This is a genomic window from Streptomyces sp. NPDC048270 (assembly GCF_040652335.1).
Classification (GTDB): Bacteria; Actinomycetota; Actinomycetes; order Streptomycetales; family Streptomycetaceae; genus Streptomyces.
The window spans coordinates 71,278-93,613 of record NZ_JBEZLV010000008.1 but is presented as its reverse complement, the minus strand read 5'-3'; the positions used below and the strand labels follow the sequence as shown (position 1 = coordinate 93,613).

At 73.6% G+C, this 22,336-nt stretch carries 19 protein-coding genes and 1 tRNA gene; 7 read left to right on the top strand and 13 right to left on the bottom strand.

Going from position 1 to position 22,336, the window contains the following annotated elements:
* Positions 1-4: 4 nt before the first annotated feature.
* On the top strand, positions 5-421 hold the full coding sequence (locus tag AB0D66_RS10185; protein ID WP_362299555.1) for a hypothetical protein: 417 nt from the start codon (positions 5-7) through the stop codon (positions 419-421).
* Here the strand turns inward: AB0D66_RS10185 and AB0D66_RS10180 are convergent.
* Both AB0D66_RS10180 and AB0D66_RS10175 read right to left on the bottom strand, forming a co-directional pair.
* Positions 407-1,207, bottom strand: coding sequence for a helix-turn-helix transcriptional regulator (locus AB0D66_RS10180; RefSeq protein ID WP_362299552.1), 801 nt, complete (start codon positions 1,205-1,207; stop codon positions 407-409). The genes AB0D66_RS10185 and AB0D66_RS10180 overlap by 15 nt on opposite strands.
* A 38-nt stretch (positions 1,208-1,245) precedes the next feature.
* The gene (locus tag AB0D66_RS10175) at positions 1,246-3,042 is read right to left on the bottom strand and encodes an FAD-dependent oxidoreductase (protein ID WP_362299550.1); all 1,797 of its coding nucleotides are present in this window, start codon (positions 3,040-3,042) and stop codon (positions 1,246-1,248) included.
* Between the two features lie 185 nt (positions 3,043-3,227).
* Here AB0D66_RS10175 and AB0D66_RS10170 point away from each other — a divergent pair, with 185 nt between their 5' ends.
* Complete coding sequence (locus AB0D66_RS10170; RefSeq protein WP_362299547.1) at positions 3,228-3,533, top strand: 4a-hydroxytetrahydrobiopterin dehydratase; 306 nt, start codon at positions 3,228-3,230, stop codon at positions 3,531-3,533.
* A 66-nt stretch (positions 3,534-3,599) separates the two neighbouring features.
* Here AB0D66_RS10170 and AB0D66_RS10165 read toward each other — a convergent pair whose 3' ends face one another.
* The 8 genes from AB0D66_RS10165 to AB0D66_RS10130 form a co-directional block, all read right to left on the bottom strand.
* Entirely contained in the window at positions 3,600-4,229 is a 630-nt protein-coding gene (locus AB0D66_RS10165; RefSeq protein ID WP_362299544.1) for a hypothetical protein, read from the bottom strand.
* A 110-nt stretch (positions 4,230-4,339) separates the two neighbouring features.
* A complete protein-coding gene (locus AB0D66_RS10160; RefSeq protein WP_362299542.1) occupies positions 4,340-4,765 on the bottom strand; it encodes an RICIN domain-containing protein in 426 nt (141 codons plus the stop codon).
* A gap of 11 nt (positions 4,766-4,776) precedes the next feature.
* Positions 4,777-5,625, bottom strand: a complete 849-nt coding sequence (locus tag AB0D66_RS10155; RefSeq protein WP_362299539.1) for an aldo/keto reductase — start codon at positions 5,623-5,625, stop codon at positions 4,777-4,779.
* 91 nt (positions 5,626-5,716) lie between these two features.
* Complete coding sequence (locus AB0D66_RS10150; RefSeq protein WP_362299537.1) at positions 5,717-6,487, bottom strand: ABC transporter ATP-binding protein; 771 nt, start codon at positions 6,485-6,487, stop codon at positions 5,717-5,719.
* On the bottom strand, positions 6,484-9,267 hold the full coding sequence (locus AB0D66_RS10145) for an ATP-binding cassette domain-containing protein (protein WP_362299534.1): 2,784 nt from the start codon (positions 9,265-9,267) through the stop codon (positions 6,484-6,486). The genes AB0D66_RS10150 and AB0D66_RS10145 overlap by 4 nt, the downstream gene beginning before the upstream one ends.
* Positions 9,268-9,276: 9 nt before the next feature.
* Positions 9,277-10,545 carry an ABC transporter substrate-binding protein gene (locus tag AB0D66_RS10140; protein ID WP_362299531.1) on the bottom strand — a complete coding sequence of 423 codons (1,269 nt, stop codon included), beginning with the start codon at positions 10,543-10,545 and terminating at the stop codon, positions 9,277-9,279.
* 133 nt (positions 10,546-10,678) lie between these two features.
* Positions 10,679-12,502, bottom strand: a complete 1,824-nt coding sequence (locus AB0D66_RS10135; protein WP_362299528.1) for a long-chain fatty acid--CoA ligase — start codon at positions 12,500-12,502, stop codon at positions 10,679-10,681.
* A 109-nt stretch (positions 12,503-12,611) separates the two neighbouring features.
* The gene (locus AB0D66_RS10130) at positions 12,612-13,463 is read right to left on the bottom strand and encodes a LysR substrate-binding domain-containing protein (protein WP_362299525.1); all 852 of its coding nucleotides are present in this window, start codon (positions 13,461-13,463) and stop codon (positions 12,612-12,614) included.
* A 130-nt stretch (positions 13,464-13,593) separates the two neighbouring features.
* Between AB0D66_RS10130 and AB0D66_RS10125 the strand changes: the two genes are divergently transcribed.
* Both AB0D66_RS10125 and AB0D66_RS10120 read left to right on the top strand, forming a co-directional pair.
* Positions 13,594-14,637, top strand: coding sequence for a bile acid:sodium symporter family protein (locus AB0D66_RS10125; RefSeq protein WP_362299825.1), 1,044 nt, complete (start codon positions 13,594-13,596; stop codon positions 14,635-14,637).
* Positions 14,638-14,646: 9 nt separating this feature from the next.
* Positions 14,647-15,084 (top strand): (2Fe-2S) ferredoxin domain-containing protein, encoded by a 438-nt coding sequence (locus AB0D66_RS10120; RefSeq protein ID WP_362299522.1) that lies wholly within the window; start codon positions 14,647-14,649, stop codon positions 15,082-15,084.
* A gap of 90 nt (positions 15,085-15,174) precedes the next feature.
* Here AB0D66_RS10120 and fdhD read toward each other — a convergent pair whose 3' ends face one another.
* Positions 15,175-16,002 carry a formate dehydrogenase accessory sulfurtransferase FdhD gene (fdhD, locus tag AB0D66_RS10115; protein ID WP_362299519.1) on the bottom strand — a complete coding sequence of 276 codons (828 nt, stop codon included), beginning with the start codon at positions 16,000-16,002 and terminating at the stop codon, positions 15,175-15,177.
* A 218-nt stretch (positions 16,003-16,220) separates the two neighbouring features.
* Between fdhD and AB0D66_RS10110 the strand changes: the two genes are divergently transcribed.
* Entirely contained in the window at positions 16,221-17,162 is a 942-nt protein-coding gene (locus tag AB0D66_RS10110; protein ID WP_362299516.1) for a beta-ketoacyl-ACP synthase III, read from the top strand.
* 158 nt (positions 17,163-17,320) lie between these two features.
* Positions 17,321-17,405, top strand: a tRNA-Leu gene (locus AB0D66_RS10105).
* Positions 17,406-17,493: 88 nt separating this feature from the next.
* On the opposite strand, the gene AB0D66_RS10100 is transcribed toward AB0D66_RS10105, so the two are convergent.
* A complete protein-coding gene (locus tag AB0D66_RS10100) occupies positions 17,494-19,518 on the bottom strand; it encodes an IclR family transcriptional regulator C-terminal domain-containing protein (protein WP_362299513.1) in 2,025 nt (674 codons plus the stop codon).
* Positions 19,515-20,111 (bottom strand): sigma factor-like helix-turn-helix DNA-binding protein, encoded by a 597-nt coding sequence (locus AB0D66_RS10095; RefSeq protein ID WP_362299509.1) that lies wholly within the window; start codon positions 20,109-20,111, stop codon positions 19,515-19,517. The genes AB0D66_RS10100 and AB0D66_RS10095 overlap by 4 nt, the downstream gene beginning before the upstream one ends.
* A gap of 443 nt (positions 20,112-20,554) precedes the next feature.
* On the opposite strand from AB0D66_RS10095, the gene metG reads away from it, so the two are divergent.
* On the top strand, positions 20,555-22,270 hold the full coding sequence (gene metG, locus AB0D66_RS10090) for a methionine--tRNA ligase (protein ID WP_362299506.1): 1,716 nt from the start codon (positions 20,555-20,557) through the stop codon (positions 22,268-22,270).
* Positions 22,271-22,336: the final 66 nt, after the last annotated feature.

Below are 22,336 nucleotides of genomic sequence, written 5' to 3'. Positions count from 1 at the left end.
CCCCATGTCCGCAACCCTGATCGGCGGCATCGCCCGCACCGCCCGGCCGCAGGCCGCACTGCGCCGCTTCCTCGCCCTCGACTCCGTGGTCACCACCGGCAACGGCCTGGCGTACGCCGCCTTCTCGGCCCCGCTGGGCCGGCTGCTCGGGGTCGGGCAGGGGCTGCTGCTGGGGCTCGGGATCCTGCTCGTCGCGTACGGCGCCGCCGTGGGCCTGCTGGCCTCGCGCGGGCGGCCGCCCGTCCTGCCGGTCAAGCTGGTGATCGAGACCAACTACGCCTGGGCGGCCCTGAGCCTGGCCTCGCTCGCCCTCTGGTTCTCGCCGACCGCCGCGGGGGCCGTGTGGATCCCGGTGCAGGGCCTCGTCGTCGCCGGCTTCGCCCTGCTCCAGCAGCTCGCCCTGCGTTCAGCCGCCCAGTGAGCGCAGGTACTTCACCGTCGCCGGGTCGGCCGGGAGCATCGTCTCGATCGCCAGCTCGGCGACGGTCACGTCCATCGGCGTGTTGAAGGTCGCGATCGACGACACGAAGGACAGCACGTGGCCGTCGTGCTCGATGACGAGGGGGAGCGCGATGTACGGGACGGGCTCCTGCGGTCCGGCGGCGTCGTCGCCCGGGCGCTCGGGAGCCGGGTAGGCCGAGACCTCCTCGTACAGCGCGCGCAGCGGCTCGGACCGGACCAGCGCGATCTGCCGCCGCATCTGCTCCAGCAGGTGCCCGCGCCACGCCGCGAGGTTGCGGATCCTCGGGGCCAGCCCTTCGGGGTGCAGGGTGATCCGCATGGCGTTCAGCGGCGGGACCAGCAGGTGCTCCGCCAGGCCCTCCAGCAGCATCAGGACGCCCCGGTTGGCGGCGACGACGTCGTAGGTGGCGTCCACCACCAGTGCCGGGTAGGGCTCGTACCCGGTCAGCAGCCGCTCGATCCCCTCGCGCAGCGCCTCCATGGACGGGTGGTCCAGAGCGGTCTGCGCGTAGTGCGGAGCGTAACCGGCCGCCAGCAGCAGGGCGTTGCGCTCGCGCACCGGCACCTCCAGGCGGTCCGCGAGCCTCAGCACCATCTCCTCGCTCGGCCGGGACCGCCCGGTCTCGATGAAGCTGATGTGCCGGGACGAGGAGTCGGCGCGGCCCGCCAGCTCCAGCTGGCTGATGCCGCGCCGCTCCCGCCACGTACGGAGCAGGGCGCCGACCGCGGGCCTCGTGGTGGTCATGCCCCGACGGTAGCCGAGCGTGCCGGACGCCGCCCGGGTCAGCCCAGATCGAAGGCGTTCCGCAGCCCCATGCGGTAGCGCCACAGGTCGTGCCGCTTGGCGGGCTCGACCTCCGGGGCCCGGTACAGCGGCCGGACCGTGCACCGTGCGGCCGCTGAACCATCGCGGTCCAAAAGGGAGTTGACGGCGGCCCGGGCGGAGGCGTTGGCCCCCTCCATCGTCGCCAGGTCGATGTCGACCGCCACGTAGTCCCCGCTGAGGAAGAAGTTCGGGATGCGGGTTCCCGCGCTCGGACGGTTGTGGAAGGTCCCGGTCGGGTGGATCAGCAGCTCGTCCTCGTTCGTCGGGTTCGGGGTGCCCAGTCCGTCCACGCCCGGATCCAGGAACCACGAGTGCAGCGCGGAGTCGCTCAGCAGCGTCTTGCCGGTGTCGTTGAGGGAGGCCTTCAGCTGGGCCCACACCTCGCGCGCCACCTCCTCGCGGGTGCACTGCTTGGCCGTCTTCCCGTAGAGGAGCCCGGGCTTGTCCCACTCCGAGATGTCCACCGACAGGCAGTCCACCGCGGCGCCGTCGCCGTAGTCGGCGGGGAAGTTCCGGGCGGGCCAGTGCTCGGCCTGCTGGATCGCCGTCAACGACCAGGGCGAGTCGATGCAGTTGAGGTGGCCGTGCACCAGCGGTGCCCGCTCGGTCAGGTAGAACTGGATCCCCGTCATCCAGTCGGTCTCCAGCCTGTCGCAGCGCCCCAGCATCGGATCGGCGGCCCGCAGCGCGGCGCTCCAGGTGCGCCGGGCGTGCTCGACGGGCAGGGCCGAGACGTAGTGGTCGGCGGTGACGGTCTGCCGCGCGCCGGACGGGTCCGAGGCGGTGACCCCGCTCACCCGGCCGTTCCCGTACTGCACCTCCCGCACGGTCCAGCCGATCTTGAACTCCACGCCGAGCGCGCGCAGGTGCGCCTCCCAGGGGTCGATCCACGCCTCGTTGGTGGGCAGGTTGAGGATCCGGTCCGGCGGGCCGTCCGCGCCGCGGCCCAGCAGGTTGAAGACGAAGGCCTCGCCGAGGGTGCCCACGGTGCGGGTGGAGGCCTCCTCCGCCTTGGTGGCGACGATGTTGCGGGTGATGCCGACCGCGAGGATCCGCTGGTACTCGTTGGACATCCGCGCCGCGCGGACGAAGTCCCACCAGGGGGTGTGCTCCCAGACCTCGTTGCGGCGCTCGTCGCAGCTGGTGAGGAAGACCAGCACGCGGTTGACGAAGTACGCCGTCTCGTGGAGCGGGAGGCGCACCAGCGACTGCAGGATGCCGGTGAGGGCCCGCCGGATCTCCTCGGGGGTCAGCTCGGCGGGGGAGTGCTCCGGCCAGGGGATGGGTCCGCGCAGGTCCTCGCGGCCGCCCGCCCGGGCGAACATCATCTCGCGCGGGGCGACGAGGTTGTCCCACACCCCGTTCGCGTTCCCGGGGAAGGGGATGCGCCGCATGGTGTCGGGCAGGTTGTGGTAGATGCCGGGGATGAAGCGGAAGCCGTGCTCGGCGGGCAGCGGCCGGCGGCTGCCCCGGGCGCTGCCGGGCACGTCCATGCTGCGGGCCTTGCCGCCGAGCGCGCGGCGTTCGTACACGGTGACGGCGTAGCCGCGTTCGGCCAGTTCGTGCGCCGCGGTCAGCCCCGCCACCCCGCCGCCGAGGACGGCCACGCGCCGGCCGTTCGGCGCGGCCCCGGCGCCCGTCCCCGGCGCGGCCGCCGCCGGTGCGGCGGCCAGGCCCGCCGCCAGGGCGCCGCCTGCCGTCGCCGCCGCGGTGCCCGCGATGAACGTACGTCTGGAACTTCCTGTGCTCACCATCGAGGTGCTGCCCCCTCGTCCCCTTGTTACCGGTGGTAACGGTCACGTCCGGCGCAGGAGCATAGGGGGGCCGGGTGGGGCGCGGAAGGCTCGGAAAGTACCCGAGCGCACTATGGCGCGAAAGGGTCGCTCCGGCGCGCACTGTGGGAACCTTGACTCCACGTCACGGGAAGAGGAGCCGGTGGATGCCGAGTGAACCGCTGTCACAGAAGGAGATCGAGGACCGGCTGCGGGAACTCCCCGGCTGGGCCTTCGAGGACGACCGGATCTTCCGCACCTACCGGCTGGGCACGCACTTCGCGGCGAGCGCCCTGGTCGCGCACATCGCCTCGGTGCAGGAGGAGTTGAACCACCACTCCGACCTGACGCTCGGCTACAACACCGTCCGCCTGTCGGTGAACAGCCACGACGCGGGCGGCGTGGTGACGGCGAACGACTTCACGCTCGCCGAGCGCGTCGAATCCCTCGCCCCGGCCCACGGCGCGAGCTGACGGCGCACCGCCTGCCGGACCTCGGCCGAGGTCCGGTACGCGGCTCCGTGAAGCCCGCCCCGCGGCTCAGGGGCAGGTCTCCTCGAACTTCACCGCGGTGAACGCGACGGGCTGACCGGTGAGCGGGGTTCCGGCGGCCGGGCTCTGCGTGCACACCTTCCAGTTCGACTCCTGGAGCACCATCCGCCCCTGGGCGGCGTCCTTCACCGAGATGCCGGAGTTCGGGGGCAGGGCCCCCCGGGCCGCCTTGAGCGACTTCCCGGCGAAGTCCGGCATGCTCCCGCCGGCCGCGGGCGGAGCGGTCGCGTCCTGAGCGGGACAGGTCTCCTCCAGCTTCACCGCGCCGAAGTCGACGGACGTGTCCGTGGAGACGGCGGCTGCGCCCCTCGGCTCCTGCGAACACACCTTCCAGTTCCGGTCCATGGCCTGGAGTCGTCCGCGGCCCAGGGCGTCGTGGGACTTCAGCGTGCGGAATCCGGCGGCCTGGGCCTCGTCCTGCGCGGCTTGGAGGCCCTTGCCCACCAGGTCGGGGAGGGTCGCGGTCCTGGGGGCAGTGCTCCCGGGAGGTGGGGAAGGAGCGGACGCCGTGGCCGGTGCCGCGGGCGGCCCGCCGGCGGGGTCCTGCGCCTCCTGGCAGCCCGTGAGGGCGAGGCCGCCGGCCAGGGCCAGCAGGGCGATGGTGCGGTGTGTGCGCATCGGCCCATGGTCGCCGGGCCGGGGAGGCGCCGTGTGAGACGTGACGCACCTGTGACGCGAAAGCCCGGCGTTCGCCGGGGCTTTCGACGTCGTCGGCCGTGCCGGTGCGGTCAGGCCGGTTCCAGGCGCCACCACTGGGACGGGGAGTCGGTGTCCTCGCCCTGGCGGGCGCGGCCCTGGTCGTCGGCCTCCAGGACGAGGTCGCTGATGCACGCGATCAGGGAGACCACGCCCGGATCGTCGAGGTGCTCCTCGACGATCCACTCCTGGGCGCCGAAGGCGTTGGCCCGCCACACCTGCACCCGGGCTCCGCTGTCCGTGGAGGCGTTCGCGACGTCCAGGCGGCGCTCGTTGTCCTCGCTCACCACGTGGTAGATCCCGCCGCCGCTGTGCACCGGCGAGATCCGCCACCGGCGGGCCGCCTCCGGTGCGGGAGGCCCGTCGGGGCCGACCCGTACCCGGGAGGCGCCCTCCAGCTGGAGCACCAGGCCGCTGTCCACGTTGCGGATCCGGTAGAGCCCCTCGGAAAGGTTCACGCGGGCCCCGCTCACACGTCGAAGACGGCCGGGTCCGGACCGATCCGCCGGGCCGCCGGGCCCGCGCCCAGGGCGTCCAGCGCGGCGACGTCGCCGGCGTCCAGCTCGAAGCCGAACACGTCCAGGTTCTCCCGGATCCGGGCCGGTGTCACGGACTTCGGGATCGCGACGTGCCCGTGCCCGAGGTGCCAGCGCAGCACCACCTGCGCGGCGCTGCGGCCGTGCTTGGCGGCGATCGCGGCCACCGCCGGGAGCGTCAGCAGCTCCTTGCCCTGGCCCAGCGGCGACCAGGCCTCGGTGGTGATGCCGCGCTCGGCGTGCAGCGCGCGCAGCTCGTCCTGCGGGAACAGCGGGTGCAGCTCGATCTGGTTCACGGCCGGCACCAGCCCGCTCGCCCCGGCCAGCCGGTCCAGGTCGGCGGGGCGGAAGTTCGACACGCCGACCGCCCCGGCCCGGCCGCTCGCCGCGATCTCCTCGAACGCCTGCCAGATGGAGAGGAAGTCGTCGCGCATCGGGCGCGGCCAGTGGATCAGGTACAGGTCGACGTGGTCGAGTCCCAGCTTGGCGAGCGAGTCGTCGAAGGCGCGCAGCACCGCGTCCCGGTTCCAGGGCCGCTTCGGGCCGTTCCACAGCTTCGTGGTGACGAACAGCTCCTCGCGCGCCACCCCCGAGGCGGCCAGGCCCCGTCCGGTGCCTGCCTCGTTGCCGTAGACGGCCGCCGTGTCGATGCTGCGGTAGCCCGCCTCCAGCGCGGTCGCGACGGCCCGCTCCGCCTCCGCGTCCGGCACCTGCCAGACGCCGAAGCCGAGCTGGGGCATCAGCGTGCCGTTGTTGAGCTTGACGGTGGGGACCTGGTTCACGTCTGGTCGTTCCCTCGGGTCGATGGGCGGCGTCGTACGAGGGGCGACAACCGGCCCCCCGTACGACGTATTCCCGCCATCCCCGAACGGGTCACGCCGTCCCGAGGTACGCCTCCCGCACCAGCGGGTCCGCCCGCACCTCTCCCGGCGGACCCTCGGCGAGCACCGCCCCGAGGTCCAGGACGACCACCCGCGCGCACAGGTCCATCACGAAGGCCACGTTGTGCTCGACCAGCAGCACCGCGCAGCCCTCCTCCCGCGCCAGGCGCCGGACCACCGCCGCCAGCCGCTCGCGCTCCGGGGCCGACATCCCGGACGCCGGCTCGTCTAGCAGCAGCACCCTCGGCGGATCGGCCACCGCCCGCGCCAGCTCCACCATCCGGGCCTGCCCGACGGGCAGCCCGCCGGCGTACGAGGCCCCCAGCGCGCCGATCCCGCAGCCGGCCAGCACCCGCTCGCCCCGCTCCCGGCGCGCCCGCTCCCGGGCCCGCCGGGCCGGGAAGGCGACCAGGTCGGCGGCGAGTCCGCCCCCGCCGCCCCGCCACTCCTGCGCGACCAGGAGGTTGTCGGCCACGCTGAGCTGGCCGAACAACTGCTGGCGCTGGAAGGTCCGGCGCATGCCGTGCCGGGCCCGCCAGACGGGGGAGCGGCGGGTGATGTCCACCCCGTCCAGCAGCATCCGCCCCTGGTCGGGCCGCCGGATCCCGGAGAGCACGTCGAACAGGGTGGTCTTCCCGGCACCGTTCGGCCCGATCAGTCCGCACACCTCGCCCGCGCGGACGCCGAGGTCCACGCCGGTCAGCGCCCGGACCCCGCCGAAGCGCACGCCGACCCCCCGGGCCTCCAGTACGTAGCCGCTCATGTCGCCATCCCCAGGTAGGCCTCGGTGAGCCGGTCCGCCTCCACGTCGGCGCGCGGCCCGCACCACGAGACCCGGCCCTGGGAGAGGTAGGCCACGGTGTCGGCGATCCCCAGGATCTCCGCCGCCTTCTCCTCCACCAGGAGCAGCGCGGTCCCGGCGTCGCGCAGTTCGGTGAGCAGCGCGTACACCTCCTCCACCACGCGCGGGGCGAGCCCGAGCGAGGGCTCGTCGGCGATCAGCACCTCGGGCGGGCGCTGCAGCAGCGGGGCCAGGGCCAGCATCTGCTGCTCCCCGCCGGACAGGGCCCCGGCGGCCACCCCGCGGCGTTCCGCGAGCCGCGGGAAGCGGTCGTACACGGCGGCGCGGGCGGCGGGGTCCCGCAGGTACAGGGCCAGGTTCTCCTCGATGGTGAGCGCGGGGAAGATCCCCCGCCCCTCGGGGGCGAGCACCACTCCGGACCGGGCCCGGCGCACGGAGTCCTCGCGGGTCGCGTCGCGGCCGCCCACGAGGACCGCGCCGCCGGCGGGGCGCAGGGCGCCGGCGGCGACTCGGCAGGCGGTGCTCTTGCCGGCGCCGTTGGGCCCGAGCACGGCGAGGATCTCCCCGGCGCGCACGGCCAGGTCCACTCCGTGGAGGACGAGGCCCCCGTCGTACCCGGCCGTTGCGCCACGCAGCTCCAGCGCGGGCGGCGGAGCCCCTGCGGGGCTCCCGGGGCTCCGCCCCGGACCCCGCTCCTCAAATGCCCGAGGGGATGGAAGATCAGCCTCGCCGGCGATGGAGGCGCGGGGGGCCGGGGGCGCAGCCCCCGACGGGTCCGGGCGGAGACCGGTTTCGGGAAGGGGCGGGGTGGGGGAGAGCCCCGCAGGGACCCGCGAGGCCCGCCGCTTCGCGAGCCGGACCGGGATCGCCGCGCAGTACCCGTCCGGGTCATTGGCCAAGGCCAGCCCCGCGAGGCCGAACAGGATCACCGGGAGATGCGCGGACGGAGTCACATAGTCCGCCAGCACCCGCGGAGCAACGGCGAACACCAGCCCCGCGACCACCGCGTACTGCGGCCGCCGCACACCCGCCGCCACCACCACCGCCAGCCACACCAGCCCCGTCATCGCCGTGAAGTCCGTGGCCGTGATCCGGGTGTTGAACGACGCGTACATCACGCCGCCGAACCCGGCCAGCCCCGCCGACAGCGTGAACAGCAGCAGCTTCGTCCGCAGGACGGACACCCCCGAGGCCATCGCCGCCGCGGGCGCCGACCGCACGGCCAGCATCGCCCGGCCCGACGGCGAGCCCCGCAGCGCGCTCAGCCCGGCGGCCACCACGGCGACCAGGACCACCAGGGCCACTCCCAGCGCCCGGTCGTCGGACAGGTCCACCGGCCCGAACACCGGCCGCGGGACCGGCCACCCTGAGTCCCCGTTGCGCAGCCACCGCAGCTGGAACAGCACCTGGTCGGCGAGGAAGGCCAGCGCCAGGGTCGCCAGTGCCAGCGATCTCCCGCCCAGCCGCAGCGCCGGCAGGGCGACCAGCGCCCCCAGCACCGCGGCCGCGCAGGTTCCGACCGCCAGCGCCGCCACGAAGGGCCAGCCCCGGCTCATCAGCAGTCCGGCCACCAGCGCGGCCCCGGTCACGAAGGTGCCCTGGGCCAGCGAGACCATCGCCCCCAGCCCGGTCACCACGGTGAAGGACATGAACACCAGCCCGATGGCGAGCCCTTGGGCCAGCAGCCCGCTCCAGAACGGGCTGGTCACGGTGTAGAAGGCGAGGCCCAGCGCCACCGCGCCCGTCGCCCACACCCCCCACCGCCGCCCCCACGGAGCCCCGGCCAGATGGTCGACCGGCGGCGCGTCCACGGCCGCGACCCCCGCCGTCCGCGCCCTGCGCGTCAGCACCAGCAGGCCCGCGAAGAGGATCAGGAACGGCACCGCCGTGCGGAAGCCGGTGATGCTCTCGGCGAAGGAGGCGTATCCGGCCACCAGGTTCTGCAGCACCCCGAGTCCCAGCCCGCCCGCGAAGGCGAGCGGCACGGACGCGAACCTTCCGATGACCGCCGCCGTCGCCGAGACGAACAGGAACAGGGTGAAGTCGTGGGCGGACAGCCCCAGCAGCGGCGTCGCGAGCACGCCCGCCAGCCCGGCCAGCGCCGAGGCGATCATCCAGGCCACCGAGGAGAGCCGGTCGGCGCTGATCCCGCGCAGTTCGGTCAGCGCGCGGTTGTCCACGGCGGCCCGCAGCAGCAGCCCGAGCCGCGTGTGCCGCATCAGCACCCACAGGGCCACCGCCACCACCGCCGTCACCACCCAGGTGATCAGCTGGTCGGAGTCGATGCCGACGCCCTCGGTGAGCTGCCAGGACTTCGCCGGGCTCGGCCCGACCCCCGGCAGCCCGAACTGGTTCTCGGCGGGCTTCACCGGCGCCCCCGCGTCCGCCAGCAGCTCCACGGCCCACAGTCCGGCCGCCGGCAGCGCGACCAGCAGCCCGATGGTCGCCACGATCTGCGCCGTCTCGCCGACCCGCGCGAGCCGCCGGAACATCAGCCGGTCCAGCCCCCAGCCGAGGCCGGGGGCCAGGACGAGCACCACCAGCAGCGCCGTGGGGACCGCCGGCCAGCCCAGGCCGGAGTGCAGCTCGTAGAAGGTGAGGGCGCACAGGTAGGCGGTGGCCCCGTGCGCGAAGTTGAACAGCCCGGACGCCGAGTAGGACAGCACCAGCCCGGTGGCGAGCAGTGCGTACAGGGCCCCGGAGACCAGGCCGCTCAGTACGAAGACGAGCAGATCTCCCATGCCGCGGCCCTACTTGAAGGGGATGGGCTCGTGGCACTTGAACGGGACGGACACCTCGTACGCGCCGTTCTTCAGCTGTACGAGCGCCCCGCAGCCGAAGCTGTCCTTCTGCCCCTTGGGCTCCGCCCGGTCGCCGACCAGCGTGCCGGTGTCGGAGAAGCGCTGCGCGGCGTCCTGGAAGGACTCGACGGTCAGGTCCGTGCCGGCCTTCTGCGCGATGGAGACGAAGAGGTCGGCCGACATGTACCCGGTCAGCATGTGCATGTTGAGCGGCACGTCCTGCCCGCCCGCCGCGGCCTTGATGTCGGCCTTGAACCGGGCCATCTTCGGGTTGTCGGACTCGAAGGGCTCGAACTGGAGCAGTACGTGCACCCCGTCGAGCGCCTGCCTGGTGGCGTCCTTGGCGAGCAGGCCCGGGTCGTAGTCGGTGGGGTCGGAGAGCAGCCCCTTGTATCCGCCGCGCTTGAGCGCGGTGAACAGGCCGATGTTGTTCGGGGTCTGCATGACGGAGACCACGGCGTCGGGCGCCTTGCCCCCGTTGCTCCCGAGGATCTCCTTCACGTAGGCCGACCAGTCGCTCGGCACGGCGGTGGCGGGCACGGAGGCCTTGGCGTAGGAGACCGTGAACCCGGCGCTGGCGAAGCCCTGCTGGAAGGTCCGGATGCCGAACTTGCCGGCGTCGCTGTCGTTGGCGATGATCGCGACGGACTTGCCCCGGGCCCCGCCGAGGAGCTGCCCGATGCCCTCGGGCCAGGTCTGGTTGATGGTGCCCCCGGGGGCGGGGACCAGGCAGCCGTTGAAGCCGTAGATGTACTTGGGCCCGCAGAAGGAGGGCAGGGTGCCCCAGCCGAAGGTGGGGACCTTCTCCTGTTCCAGGAAGTCGGCGCCCGAGAAGGTCACCGAGCTCATGGGGGCGACCGCGAACACCTTGTCCTGCTGGACCAGTTTGCGGGCGGCCGCCATGTTCTTCGCGGGGTCCTGGCCGTCGTCCTCCGCGCCGAGGTAGTCGATCTTCCGGCCGTTGACGCCTCCCTCGGCGTTGGCCCTCATGTACCGCGCCTTGGCGCCGAGATCGGTGTCCTTCTTGCTGTAGCCGCCGGCGCTGGTCATCGACACGATGCCGCCGACCTTGATCGACTCGGCGGTCACCCCGCGGCGGTCCCCGGGCATGTCGCCGGGCCGGCCGATGTCGTTTCCGTCGGTGGAGGCGGAGTTGCAGGCGGAGACGAGTGCGAGGGCTGCTGCCGCGGCGGCAAGGGTGCGGATCGGTCGCAACATCTGGGGATCCCCTCGGGTCGGAATCCCCGCATTCTGTGCGCGGCCTGACGGATCGTCAATATCGGCGGCAGTAGCGATATGACGAACCGTCAGAATTGCTGGAGGGGGCGCGGCGGCCCCGGAACCGGCCTGCTCACGACTGGTACAGCGCCGCGACCTCCATCGCGTACGCCTTCTCGATCGCCCGGCGCTTGAGTTTCAGCGAGGGCGTCAGCAGCCCCCGCTCCTCGCTGAACTGCTCGGGCAGCACCCGGAAGGTGCGGATCGCCTCCGCCTGCGAGACCAGCGTGTTGGCCGCCACCACCGCCCGCCGCACCTCCGCCGACAGGTCCGGGTCGTGCACCAGCTCCGCCGACGGCCGCTGCGGCAGCCCGCGCATCGACAGCCAGTGCGCCATCCCCTCCGGGTCCAGGGTGATCAGGGCCGCGATGTACGGCCGGTCGTTGCCCACCAGCACGCACTGGGCCACCAGCGGATGCGAGCGGACCCGCTCCTCCAGCGCCGCCGGCTGCACGCTCTTGCCGTTGGAGGTCACCAGGATCTCCTTCTTGCGGCCCGTGATGGTGAGGTAGCCGTCCTCGTCCAGCCGCCCCAGGTCCCCGGTCGCCAGCCAGCCGCCGCGCAGCACCTCCGCCGTCCCGCGCGGGTCGTTGAGGTACCCGGAGAAGACGTGGCCGCCGTGCAGCCAGACCTCCCCGTCGGCGGCGATGTGCACCGTGCCGCCCGGGATCGGCAGGCCCACCGTGCCGTACTTGGTCGCCCCCGGCGGGTTCGCCGTGGCCGCCGCGCTCGACTCGGTCAGCCCGTACCCCTCGAAGATCGTGATCCCGGCGCCGTCGAAGAACAGCCCGAGGCGGCGCGACATCGCGGACCCGCCCGACATGGCGTGCCGCACCCGGCCGCCCATCGCCGCGCGGACCTTCGCGTACACCAGCTTCTCGAACACCTGGTGCTCCACCCGCAGCCCCGCGGAGGGTCCCGGCCCGATGCCGAAGGCCTTCTGCTCGCGCGCCTCCGCGTACCGGACGGCCGTCTCCACGGCCCGGTCGAAGGGACCCGTGCGCCCCTCGGCCTCCGCCTTGCGGCGGGCGGCCGCGAAGACCTTCTCGAAGACGTACGGAACCCCGAGCACGAAGGTCGGTTGGAACGCCGCGAGGTCCGGCAGCAACTCGGCCGCCGTCAGCACGGGCTGGTGCCCCAGCTTGACCCGCGACCGGATCGCGGCCACCTCCACCATCCGGCCGAAGACGTGCGCCAGCGGCAGGAAGAGCAGGGTGGACGGCTGCTCGCCCGGACCCGCCTGGAAGACGGACTCCCAGCGGCTGACCATCGTGTCGGCCTCGAACATGAAGTTGGCGTGGGTGAGCACGCACCCCTTGGGCCGCCCGGTGGTCCCCGAGGTGTAGATGACGGTGGCGACCGCGTCCGGGGTCACCGCGCGGCGATGGCGGTGCACCACGTCCTCGGAGACCCCGCGCCCGTCGGCGACGAGCGCGTCCACGGCCCCCGCGTCGAGCTGCCACAGCAGCCGCAGTTCGGGGAGCCGGTCGACGACCGAGCCCACCGTCATGGCCTGGTCCTCGTTCTCGACGACGCAGGCCGTGCACCGGGAGTCGGCCAGGATCCACTGCACCTGCTCGGCGGAGGAGGTCGGATAGACCGGCACCGGCTGGGCGCCGATCGCCCACAGCGCGAAGTCGAAGAGCGTCCATTCGTACCGGGTGCGGGACATGACGGCCACCCGGTCCCCGAACCGCACCCCCTGGGCCAGCAGCCCCTTGGCGAGCGCCAGCACCTCGGCGGCCAGCTCCCCGGAGGTCACGTCCCGCCAGACACCGCCGGTCTTGCGGCCGAGCACCACCCGGCCCGGCTCCTCGTGAGCATGCTGGAAGACGGTGTCGGCCAGGCCGCCGACGGGCGCGCCCGTGATGACGGGTGGGACGGTGAACTCGCGCAAGGCCCCGCTCCTCTCCGTGCGGCGCGGCGACGGTACCCCACGCCGGACGGCAGTTGATCAGCCCGCGCACACCTCCACAAGACCTCCTCAGCGGTGTTCCGCGCCCGGGTCAGGCCGTGCGGCTGAGGCGGTCCGCCCCCGAGAGGATCGCCGAGGCCAGGGCCCCGGCGGAGGCCGGGACGCGGGCGCCGCGCAGCAGCGCGAACTCCACGGGTCCCAGCTCGGGCAGCCCGCCGACGCGGACCAGCCCCGGCGGGATCAGCCCCCGGGCGTGGGCCATCACGCCCAGCCCGGCCCGGGCCGCCGCGATCAGCCCGCTCAGGCTCCCGCTCGTGCAGGCGACCCGCCACGGCCGCCCCTCCCGCTCCAGCGCCTCCAGGGCCCGCGCGCGGGTGATCCCCGGCGGCGGGAAGGCGATCAGCGGCACCGGTCGCTCCGCGTCCACCCGCAGGCCCTCCGCCCCGATCCACACCATCCGGTCCCGCCACACCAGCCGGCCGCGCTCGTCGCCCGGCCCCCGCCGCTTGGCCAGCACCAGGTCGAGGCGCCCCGCGTCCAGCCGCTCGTGCAACGTGCCCGACAGCTCCACCGACAGCTCCAGGTCCACCTCGGGATGCTGGTGGCGGAACCCCTCCAGGATCTCCGGCAGACGCGTCAGCACGAAGTCCTCCGACGCCCCGAACCGGAGCCGCCCCCGCAGCCGGGTCCCCGTGAAGAAGGCCGCCGCCCGCTCGTGCGCCTCGAGGATCGTGCGCGCGAAGCCCAGCAGCGCCTCGCCGTCCTCCGTCAGCTCCACGCTGTGCGTGTCGCGCAGGAACAGCGGCCGGCCCGTCGCCTCCTCCAGCCGCCGCACGTGCTGGCTGACCGTGGACTGCCGTACGCCGAGCCGCCCGGCGGCCTGGGTGAAGCTCAGCGTCTGCGCCACCGTGAGGAACGTACGCAGCTGGACGGGGTCGTACATACCGCCCATCCTAGCCGGTGTCATCACGGGTCGTGATGACAGTGAGTGCCGTATGCAGGTTTCCCGATCACCGCACAGCCCCGACCATGGGGAAGGAGACCGCCCCCGAGAGCAAGTGAGCACCCCGCACATGCGCCGCCCGCACCTCCCCGCCCGGCTGCCCCTGGACCCGTACGTCCTGGCGCTCCTCGGCACCGTCGGCCTCGCCGCGCTGTTCCCGGCCCGCGGCCCGGCCGCCACCGTCGCCGGCGGCGCCTCCACCGCGGCCGTGGCCCTGCTCTTCTTCCTCTACGGCGCCCGGCTGTCCACCCGCGAGGCGCTCGAGGGCCTGCGCCACTGGCGGCTGCACCTCACCGTGCTCGCCTGCACCTTCCTCCTCTTCCCCCTGCTCGGCCTCGCCGCCCGGGTGCTGGTGCCCGGCGTGCTCACCCCGCCCCTCTACAGCGGCCTGCTCTTCCTGTGCCTGGTCCCCTCGACCGTCCAGTCCTCCATCGCCTTCACCTCCATCGCCCGGGGCAACGTCCCGGCCGCGATCTGCGCCGGCTCCTTCTCCAGCCTCGCCGGCATCCTCCTCACCCCCCTCCTCGCCGCCGGCCTGCTCGGCAACGCCGCGGGCGGCTTCTCCGCGGACTCCGTCCTCAAGATCGTCCTCCAGCTCCTGCTGCCCTTCCTCCTCGGGCAGTTCCTGCGCCGCTGGGTCGGCGGCCTCCTCGCACGCCACCGGCCGGTCCTCGGCTACGTCGACCGCGGCTCGATCCTGCTCGTCGTCTACGCCGCCTTCAGCGCGGGCATGGCCGCCGGGATCTGGCACCAGGTGAGCGCGCTGCGCCTGGGCGCCCTGATGGCGGTCGAGGCCGTCCTCCTCGCCGTCATGCTGCTCGCGACCTGGTACGGGGCCGAGCGCCTGGGGTTCGGCCGGGCGGACCGCATCGCCATCCAGTTCGCCGGGTCGAAGAAGAGCCTCGCCGCCGGACTCCCCATGGCCAGCGTGCTGTTCGGGCCGCAGGCGAGCCTCGCGGTGCTCCCGCTGATGCTGTTCCACCAGATGCAGCTGATGGTCTGCGCGGTCCTCGCCCGCCGCCGCGCCGGCGACCCGGTCGATACCGAACCCGGCGCCGACCGTGTGGCGGAGGTCTCGCCCGCGTCTCAACAGCCCACGGGTCAGGCCCGATAACGTTCGGTGGTGACCTGGATACGCCCGAACGGCGCCCACGCCGAACGCCCCTGCACCCTGGTGGTCTGCCGCGGCTGCTGCTGCGGCGACCCCCGCAAGAACCCCGGGACCGACCACGCCGGGCAGCTCGCCCGGCTGCGCGAGGCCGCGGCCGCCTCCGGGGGCCGGCTGGCCGTCCGTACGAGCGAATGCCTCGGCCCCTGCGCCCAGGCCAACGTGATCGTGGTCCAGCCGACCACCGAGGCCCGCCGCCGCGGAGCCCGCGCGGCCTGGTTCGGCTGGGCCCTGGACGACACCGCCACCGACGAGATCATCGCCTGGGCCGAAGCGGGCGGCCCCGGCACCACGCCGGTGCCGCCCACCCTGGACCTCCACCGCATCACGCCGCCGGCCCCGGCCCCGGCCCCGGCCACGCGCACCACCCGCCGCACCCGCCGCGGGCGTTGAGGCGCCGGCGGGCGCGCACGGGGCAGCGGCGCGGCGGCGGCCGTCGCCGCGCACGGGGCAGCGGCGGGCGGCGGCCGCCGAGCCCCGCGGTCACATCGTGATGCGCTCCTCGCCCGCGTAGATGTTCATGTCCGGCCCCCGCAGGAAGCCGACCAGGGTCAGCCCCGATTCCAGGGCCAGGTCCACCGCCAGGGAGGACGGGGCCGAGACCGCCGCCAGGACCGGGATGCCCGCCATCACGGCCTTCTGGGCGAGTTCGAAGGAGGCCCGGCCCGACACCAGCAGGACCGAGCCGGCCAGCGGGAGGCCGCCCGCCTGGAGCGCCCTTCCGACGATCTTGTCCACCGCGTTGTGCCGGCCCACGTCCTCGCGCAGGTCCAACAGCTCCCCGCTCGCCGAGAACAGGCCGGCCGCGTGCAGCCCGCCCGTGCGGTCGAAGACCTTCTGGGCCGCGCGCAGCCGGTCCGGCAGCGCGCACAGGACGTCCGCGGAGATCCGTACGGGGTCGGCGCCGGCCGCCGGGAAGCGGGTCGCCGTACGCACCGCGTCCAGGCTGGCCTTTCCGCACAGGCCGCAGGAGGAGGTGGTGTAGACGTTGCGCTCCAGCGTGATGTCGGGCACCGGAACCCCGGCCGCCAGCTGCACGTTGACCACGTTGTACGTGTTGGTCCCGTCCTCGGCCGCCCCCTCGCAATAGGTGACGGCCCGCACGTCCGAGGCCCCGGCGAGCACGCCCTCGCTCGCCAGGAAGCCCACCGCGAGGGCGAAATCGTCCCCCGGCGTGCGCATCGTGATCGCCAGCGGCTTGCCGTTCAGCCGTATCTCCAGCGGCTCCTCGGCGACCAGCGTGTCCGGACGGACCCCCACCGCGCCGTTCCGGATCCGGACGACGCGACGACGCTCGGTGACCCGTCCCATGGCGATCAGCCCACCCCTTCGGTTCTTGCTCTCGGTTCCTGTCCGTGTCCGACAACCTCATTGTCGCGGTTCCGCTTCCCGCACCGCCCCCGGCTGCCGGATCCTCGGGAATCTCCAAATTCCGGCCCCGGAATCCTGTCGGGTCACGCGCCCCCGTACCCATCAGTAGCAGGCGAAGCTGGGTGATCCTGACTTCCGTACGAGGGGGGACCCCGCCCATGACCGGTTCACGCGTGGTGGCGCTAGGGCACTACCAGCCCGCGAAAGTGCTCACCAACGAGGACCTCGCGGCCATGGTCGACACCACCGACGAGTGGATCCGGTCCCGGGTGGGCATCAAGACGCGCCACGTCGCGGGTCCGGACGAACCGGTGGACGAGCTGGCCTTCCAGGCGGCGGGCAAGGCCCTGGCCGGCGCCGGCCTGACCCCCGACGACATCGACCTGGTACTGGTCGCCACCTCCACCGCCATCGACCGCTCGCCCAACATGGCCGCGCGCGTCGCCGCCAAGCTGGGCATGGGCGGCGGCCCCGCCGTGATGGACATCAACGTCGTCTGCTCGGGCTTCACGCACGCCCTGGCCACCGCCGACCACGCCATCCGGGCCGGCTCCGCCTCCCGCGCCCTGGTCATCGGCGCCGACAAGATGACCGAGATCACCGACTGGAGCGACCGCTCGACCTGCGTGCTCACCGGCGACGGCGCCGGCGCGGCCGTCGTCGAGGCCGCCGCGGAGCCGGGCATCGGCCCGGTGCTGTGGGGCTCGGTCCCCGAGATGGGCAACGCCGTCCGCATCGAGGGCTCGCCGCCGGTCTTCGCGCAGGAGGGCCAGTCCGTCTACCGCTGGACCACCAGCCAGCTCCCGCCGCTCGCCCGCAAGGTGTGCGAGAAGGCCGGGGTCCTCCCCGAGGAGCTGGCCGCGGTCGTCCTGCACCAGGCGAACCTGCGGATCATCGAGCCGCTCGCCGCGAGGATCGGCGCCGTCAACGCCGTCGTCGCCCGCGATGTCGTCGACTCGGGCAACACCTCGGCCGCCAGCATCCCGATGGCGCTGTCCAAGCTGGTGCAGCGCGGCGAAATCCCCACCGGCGCCCCCGTGCTCCTCTTCGGTTTCGGCGGGAACCTCTCCTACGCCGGCCAGGTCATCCGCTGCCCGTGACCTTGTGCGAGACGTACCGTCTCGCCAGCTCCGCCGGTGCATGCGTGCAGGTCAGCACGGCGTGGCGGACGGCAGCCGCTCGGATAAGTGGTCGGAGCCCCGCGGATCCCCTGCTATTGTTGTCCATGTCGCCGCGGGAAACCGGGGCCGACCACCTGGTCCGGGTGGCGGAATGGCAGACGCGCTAGCTTGAGGTGCTAGTGCCCTTTATCGGGCGTGGGGGTTCAAGTCCCCCCTCGGACACAAAAGAAGGACCCCGCTCCGGCGGGGTCCTTTTCGTTGTGCCGATTCGTCGTGCCGATGGCCGATGGCCGATGGCCGGAGCCCGTGATCACGGGCCCAGGACCACCAGTCCCGTCGGGGTGGCCAGAGTGCCCGGGGCGACCTGGGTGAAGGTGTGCGGCAGGGACAGGCACGGCCGGTCGGTGTCCGGGAGGGCCTCGAAGAGGTACGCCGCCGCCGAGGTGGTGTCGCTGACCAGGTGGGGGCCCGCGGGGGAGCCGGTCGCCCCGGTCAGCTGGGTGCGGAACAGCCGCCGCAGGTGGCGCAGGGTCTCCGGGGTGAGCGGGGCCGGGCCCGGCTCGGGCCGGGGCGGCGAGGCCGACGGCTCCGCGCCGGAAGGGGCCGGAGTATCCGCAGCGCCCGCCGCCGGGGCCTGCGTGGCGGCCGGGTCGGCCGGGGCGTCCGGCGGGATCGCGCCCGACAGCAGCAGCGCGAGCAGCACCGGCACGGCCTTGCGGCGCAGTGCCGCGGTCGCCGGGGCCAGCCTGTGCGCATGGGCCGCGGGCAGCGAGAGGGCGAGGCTTCCCGCGGCGTCGCCGGTGGCGATCGGGATCGCCGAACAGACCACACCGGGGGAGTACTCGAGCAGGTCGAAGACGGGCGCGCCGGGCGCCACCGAGTCCAGGGCGCTGAACAGGGCCCGGCTGTCCGTGATCGTCCGCGGGGTGAGCCGGGCCGGCCGGTGCCGGGCCACGTGGTCGGCGCGCCGGTCGTGGTCCAGCTGGGTCAGCAGGCACTTGCCGACGGCGCTGGCGTGGGCGGCGGCGCGGAAGTCCACCCACTCCCGCACCGGCGGGGTGCCGGGGCCGTCGGCCATCTGCGTGATCCGGACCTCGCCCTCCGCGTACCGGCTCAGGTAGACGGCGGCGCCCGCGCTGTCCCGGGCCAGGGCCAGGGTGCGCTGGAGCTGGCCGGCCAGACCGTGGCCGCCGGGGGCCGCGAGCCGGTCCAGGGCCGGTCCGCGCGCGTACACCCCCGCGGCCGGGCGGTACGCGTACTCCTCCTCGCACAGCATCGACAGCAGCGGGCCGAGCTCCTGCGCGGTGAGGCCGGACGCCCGCGCGAGCCGGGCGGCCCGCACGCCCAGGGGGTGCTGCTCCAGGACCCGTACGACGGCCAGCGCACGCCGGGCCTCCGCCAGGGCCTCGCCGGTCCCGGCCTGCACGACGCTCCCGCGGGCCGCGGCGGTCAGCGCCGGGTGGCGCAGCGGGCCGGCCGCGAGGGCCGGTCCGGCCAGGGCCGCCGGGAAGGGGGCCGGGGTGGGGGCCGGGGTGGGGCCGGCCGGCCGGGCGGAGCCGGCGGCCTGGGCGTGGGTGCGGGCGGGGGGCGTGGTGGGAGGGACGGCCGGGGCGGGAGAGACGGCCGGGGCGGCGGCGACCAGGGCCGTCGGCGGCCGGAACGCGGCCAGTACGCCGGGCAGCCCGGCCCTGGGCAGCGGCACCGGGCCCAGGTCGGGGTCGTCCAACTGGTCCACGTACCGCAGGACCGCGGCCTGCGCGCAGAGCCGCACCTCCCGCAGGTCCCGCCGGCCGCCCGGACGGAAGCCGCGGCGGCCCAGTTCGCGCGCCCACAGCCGGGCGTCGTGGTGCTCGCCGCGCCGGGAGTGGTCGAGGAAGAGGCAGTACGCGGCCGCGGCGGTCCGCGCACGGCCCGAACCGGCGGCGAACTGCCACCAGAACCGGGCGCCTTCGCGCAGCCCGGCCAGGTGCAGGAGGCAGCCGAAGACGACCGCGCCGGCCAGGTCGGAGTGTGCGCTGGAGAGGAAGGAGTCGAGCTGCGCCTCGGCCTTCGGCGCGCACACGGAGGCCAGGCAGGCGGCCTTGAGGTCGCGCCGGGCCCGCTCCGAGTCGAGCGGGCAGTCCCGCGCGGGGTCGCTCCAGCCGAACACCGACCGCCGGCGGGCCCGGTGGCCGGCGGCGGGGGTGTGCGGGGTCGCGCGCAGCAGCCGGGCCTCGGCCGCGCCCAGGTCGTAGTGCGGATAGCGGTCGCGGACGCCCGCCCGGGCGAGGAACTCGGCCAGGGAGCGGGGGGTCTGTTCGCCGTCCTGCGGTCGCCGGCGTCCGTCGTGCCTCATGATTCGGCGGATTCGGCTGGGCCGGCGGCGTCCACGGGGGTGTCGAGCAGCCGGGCGAGCCGCCGGTGGGCCTGGCCGAGGTAGGAGCGGACCGTGGCCTCGTCGACGCCCATCACGGCGGCGGCCTCGCCGGGGGAGCACTGGAGTCCGTAGCGCAGCAGGATCGCGTCGCGCTGCCGCTCGGCCAGCCGGGAGACGGCCGAGTAGAAGCGGATGGCGTCGGTCAGCACCTCGTAGCGGTCGGCGTGGGCCTCTTTGAGGGCGGCCTCGAAGGCGCTGAAGTCCATCGGCTCGGGCCGCTGAGGGTGCCAGGGGCGGCGCTGGTGCTGGCGCTCGACCAGGCACTGTTTGAGCACGGTCCACGCGTAGGCGTCGAGCCGGTCCATGTGGAGCATGCGGAGCCACTCGCCCATGATCGAGTCGAAGGCGGAGTCCACCGCTTCCTCGGCCGCCTCGTCGGAACCCAGCTGCAGGTACGCGAAGCGCATGTACGCCGGCCGCCGGTTGGCGTGGAAGGCCCAGTACGACAGGCGCGCCGTCGGATCCCACTGGCTCATGGGCGTCGGCCGCCGGCGCCGGCTCGGCAGTCCCACGGCCCCACCGGACTCCTCCGGTCCGCCATCGCTCACCGTTCCACCTCATCCCCTGTGCCGCGCACCAGGAAATCAGCGCGGGCGCACTCGGAGGGCGCAGAGAAGAAACCTGGAAATATTACGTTCGGTGATGATCGAGTCGTGATCGATGGCGATCACGCAGGCGTTCAACCAGCGCGTATGCATATGCCGGTCGCAGATGGCAGTGCACGACGCGTGACGACGACGGCCCGCAGCCCCCGCCGGTCGGGCGCGCGGCCGGCCCGCTGTAGCATGGGCGCCATTGCGAGGGCCGTGACGCAGAGGTCACCACCCTCGCTTTTGCGTTACGTCCACCCAGAACAAAATGCGGCGCGGGGCCTTTCGGCGGTTCGATACGATGAACCGCACTCACAATCCGTCACGTCACGTTGTACCGCACAGACGAAATGGAGCATCCGAGGATGGCTCGACACCTGATCACCAGCGCGCTTCCCTATATCAACGGGATCAAGCACCTGGGCAACATGGTCGGGTCGATGCTTCCGGCGGATGTGTACTCCCGGTACCTCCGCCAGCGCGGCCACGACGTCCTCTACATCTGCGCCACCGACGAGCACGGCACCCCCGCCGAACTCGCCGCCAAGGAGGCCGGCCTCTCGGTCGCCGAGTTCTGCGCGCAGGCCCACGACGCCCAGAAGGCGGTCTACGACGGCTTCGAGCTGTCCTTCGACTACTTCGGCCGCAGCTCCTCCGTGCAGAACCGGGAGATCACCCAGCACTTCGCGCGCAGGCTCCGGGAGAACGGGTTCATCGAGGAGCGCGCGATCCGGCAGGTCTACTCGCCGGTCGACGGCCGCTTCCTGCCGGACCGCTACGTCGAGGGCACCTGCCCGCACTGCGGCTACGACAAGGCCCGCGGCGACCAGTGCGAGAACTGCACCCGCGTCCTCGACCCCACGGACCTGATCGAGCCGCGCTCGGCCATCTCCGGCTCCACCGAGCTGGAGGTCCGCGAGACCAAGCACCTCTTCCTCCTCCAGTCCAACCTCCAGCACGAGGTCGAGGCCTGGGTCTCGGAGCACGAGGAGGAGTGGCCGCAGCTGGCCTCCTCCATCGCCCGCAAGTGGCTGACCGAGGGCCTGCACGACCGCGCCATCACCCGTGACCTCGACTGGGGCGTCCCCGTCCCGGCCGACACCTGGCCGGAGCTGGCCGCCGAGGGCAAGGTCTTCTACGTCTGGTTCGACGCCCCGATCGAGTACATCGGCGCGACGAAGGAGTGGTCGGACCTGGACCCGGCGAACCGCGACTACAAGTCGTGGTGGTACGAGGCCGAGGACGTCCGCTACACGCAGTTCATGGCCAAGGACAACGTCCCGTTCCACACGGTGATGTTCCCCGCCACCGAACTGGCCACCCGCGAGCCGTGGAAGAAGGTCGACTACGTCAAGGCCTTCAACTGGCTGACGTACTACGGCGGCAAGTTCTCCACCTCGCAGAAGCGCGGCGTCTTCACCGACCAGGCGCTGGAGATCCTCCCGGCCGACTTCTGGCGCTACTTCCTCATCGCCAACGCGCCCGAGTCCGACGACTCGTCCTTCACGTGGGAGCACTTCGCCGCCACGGTCAACAAGGACCTCGGCGGCACCCTCGGCAACTTCGTCAACCGCGTCCTGACCTTCTCCCGCAAGAAGTTCGGCGACGAGGTCCCCGCCGGCAGCCCCGCCGGCGAGGTCGAGGCCAAGCTGGGCGAGCAGATCGCCGAGCTGCTGGCCGAGTACGAGGGCCACATGGAGGCCCTCCAGTACCGCAAGGCGGCGGCCGCGCTGCGCGCCCTGTGGTCGGCCGGCAACGCCTACCTGGACGAGAAGGCCCCCTGGCTGGAGGTCAAGACCGACCTGGAGGGCGCGGCGCTCACCCTGCGCACCGCCATGAACCTGATCCACCTCTACTCGGTGGTCTCCGAGCCGTTCATCCCGGCCTCGGCGCGCGCCATGCGCTCCTCCTTCGAGCTCGCCGACGACACGGCCGCCTGGATCACCCCGGAGCGGGCCAGGTCCCTGGACGCGGTCCCGGCCGGCACGCCGTTCACCGTGCCGCCGGTGCTCTTCGCGCGGGTCACCGAGGAGGACCTGGAGTCCTACCGCGAGCGGTTCGGCGGCACCGAAGCGGGCTGACACCCGTCTGACGACCGGAGGGGCGCGACCGACCGCGGTCGCGCCCCTCCGGCGTACCCGGCGGCC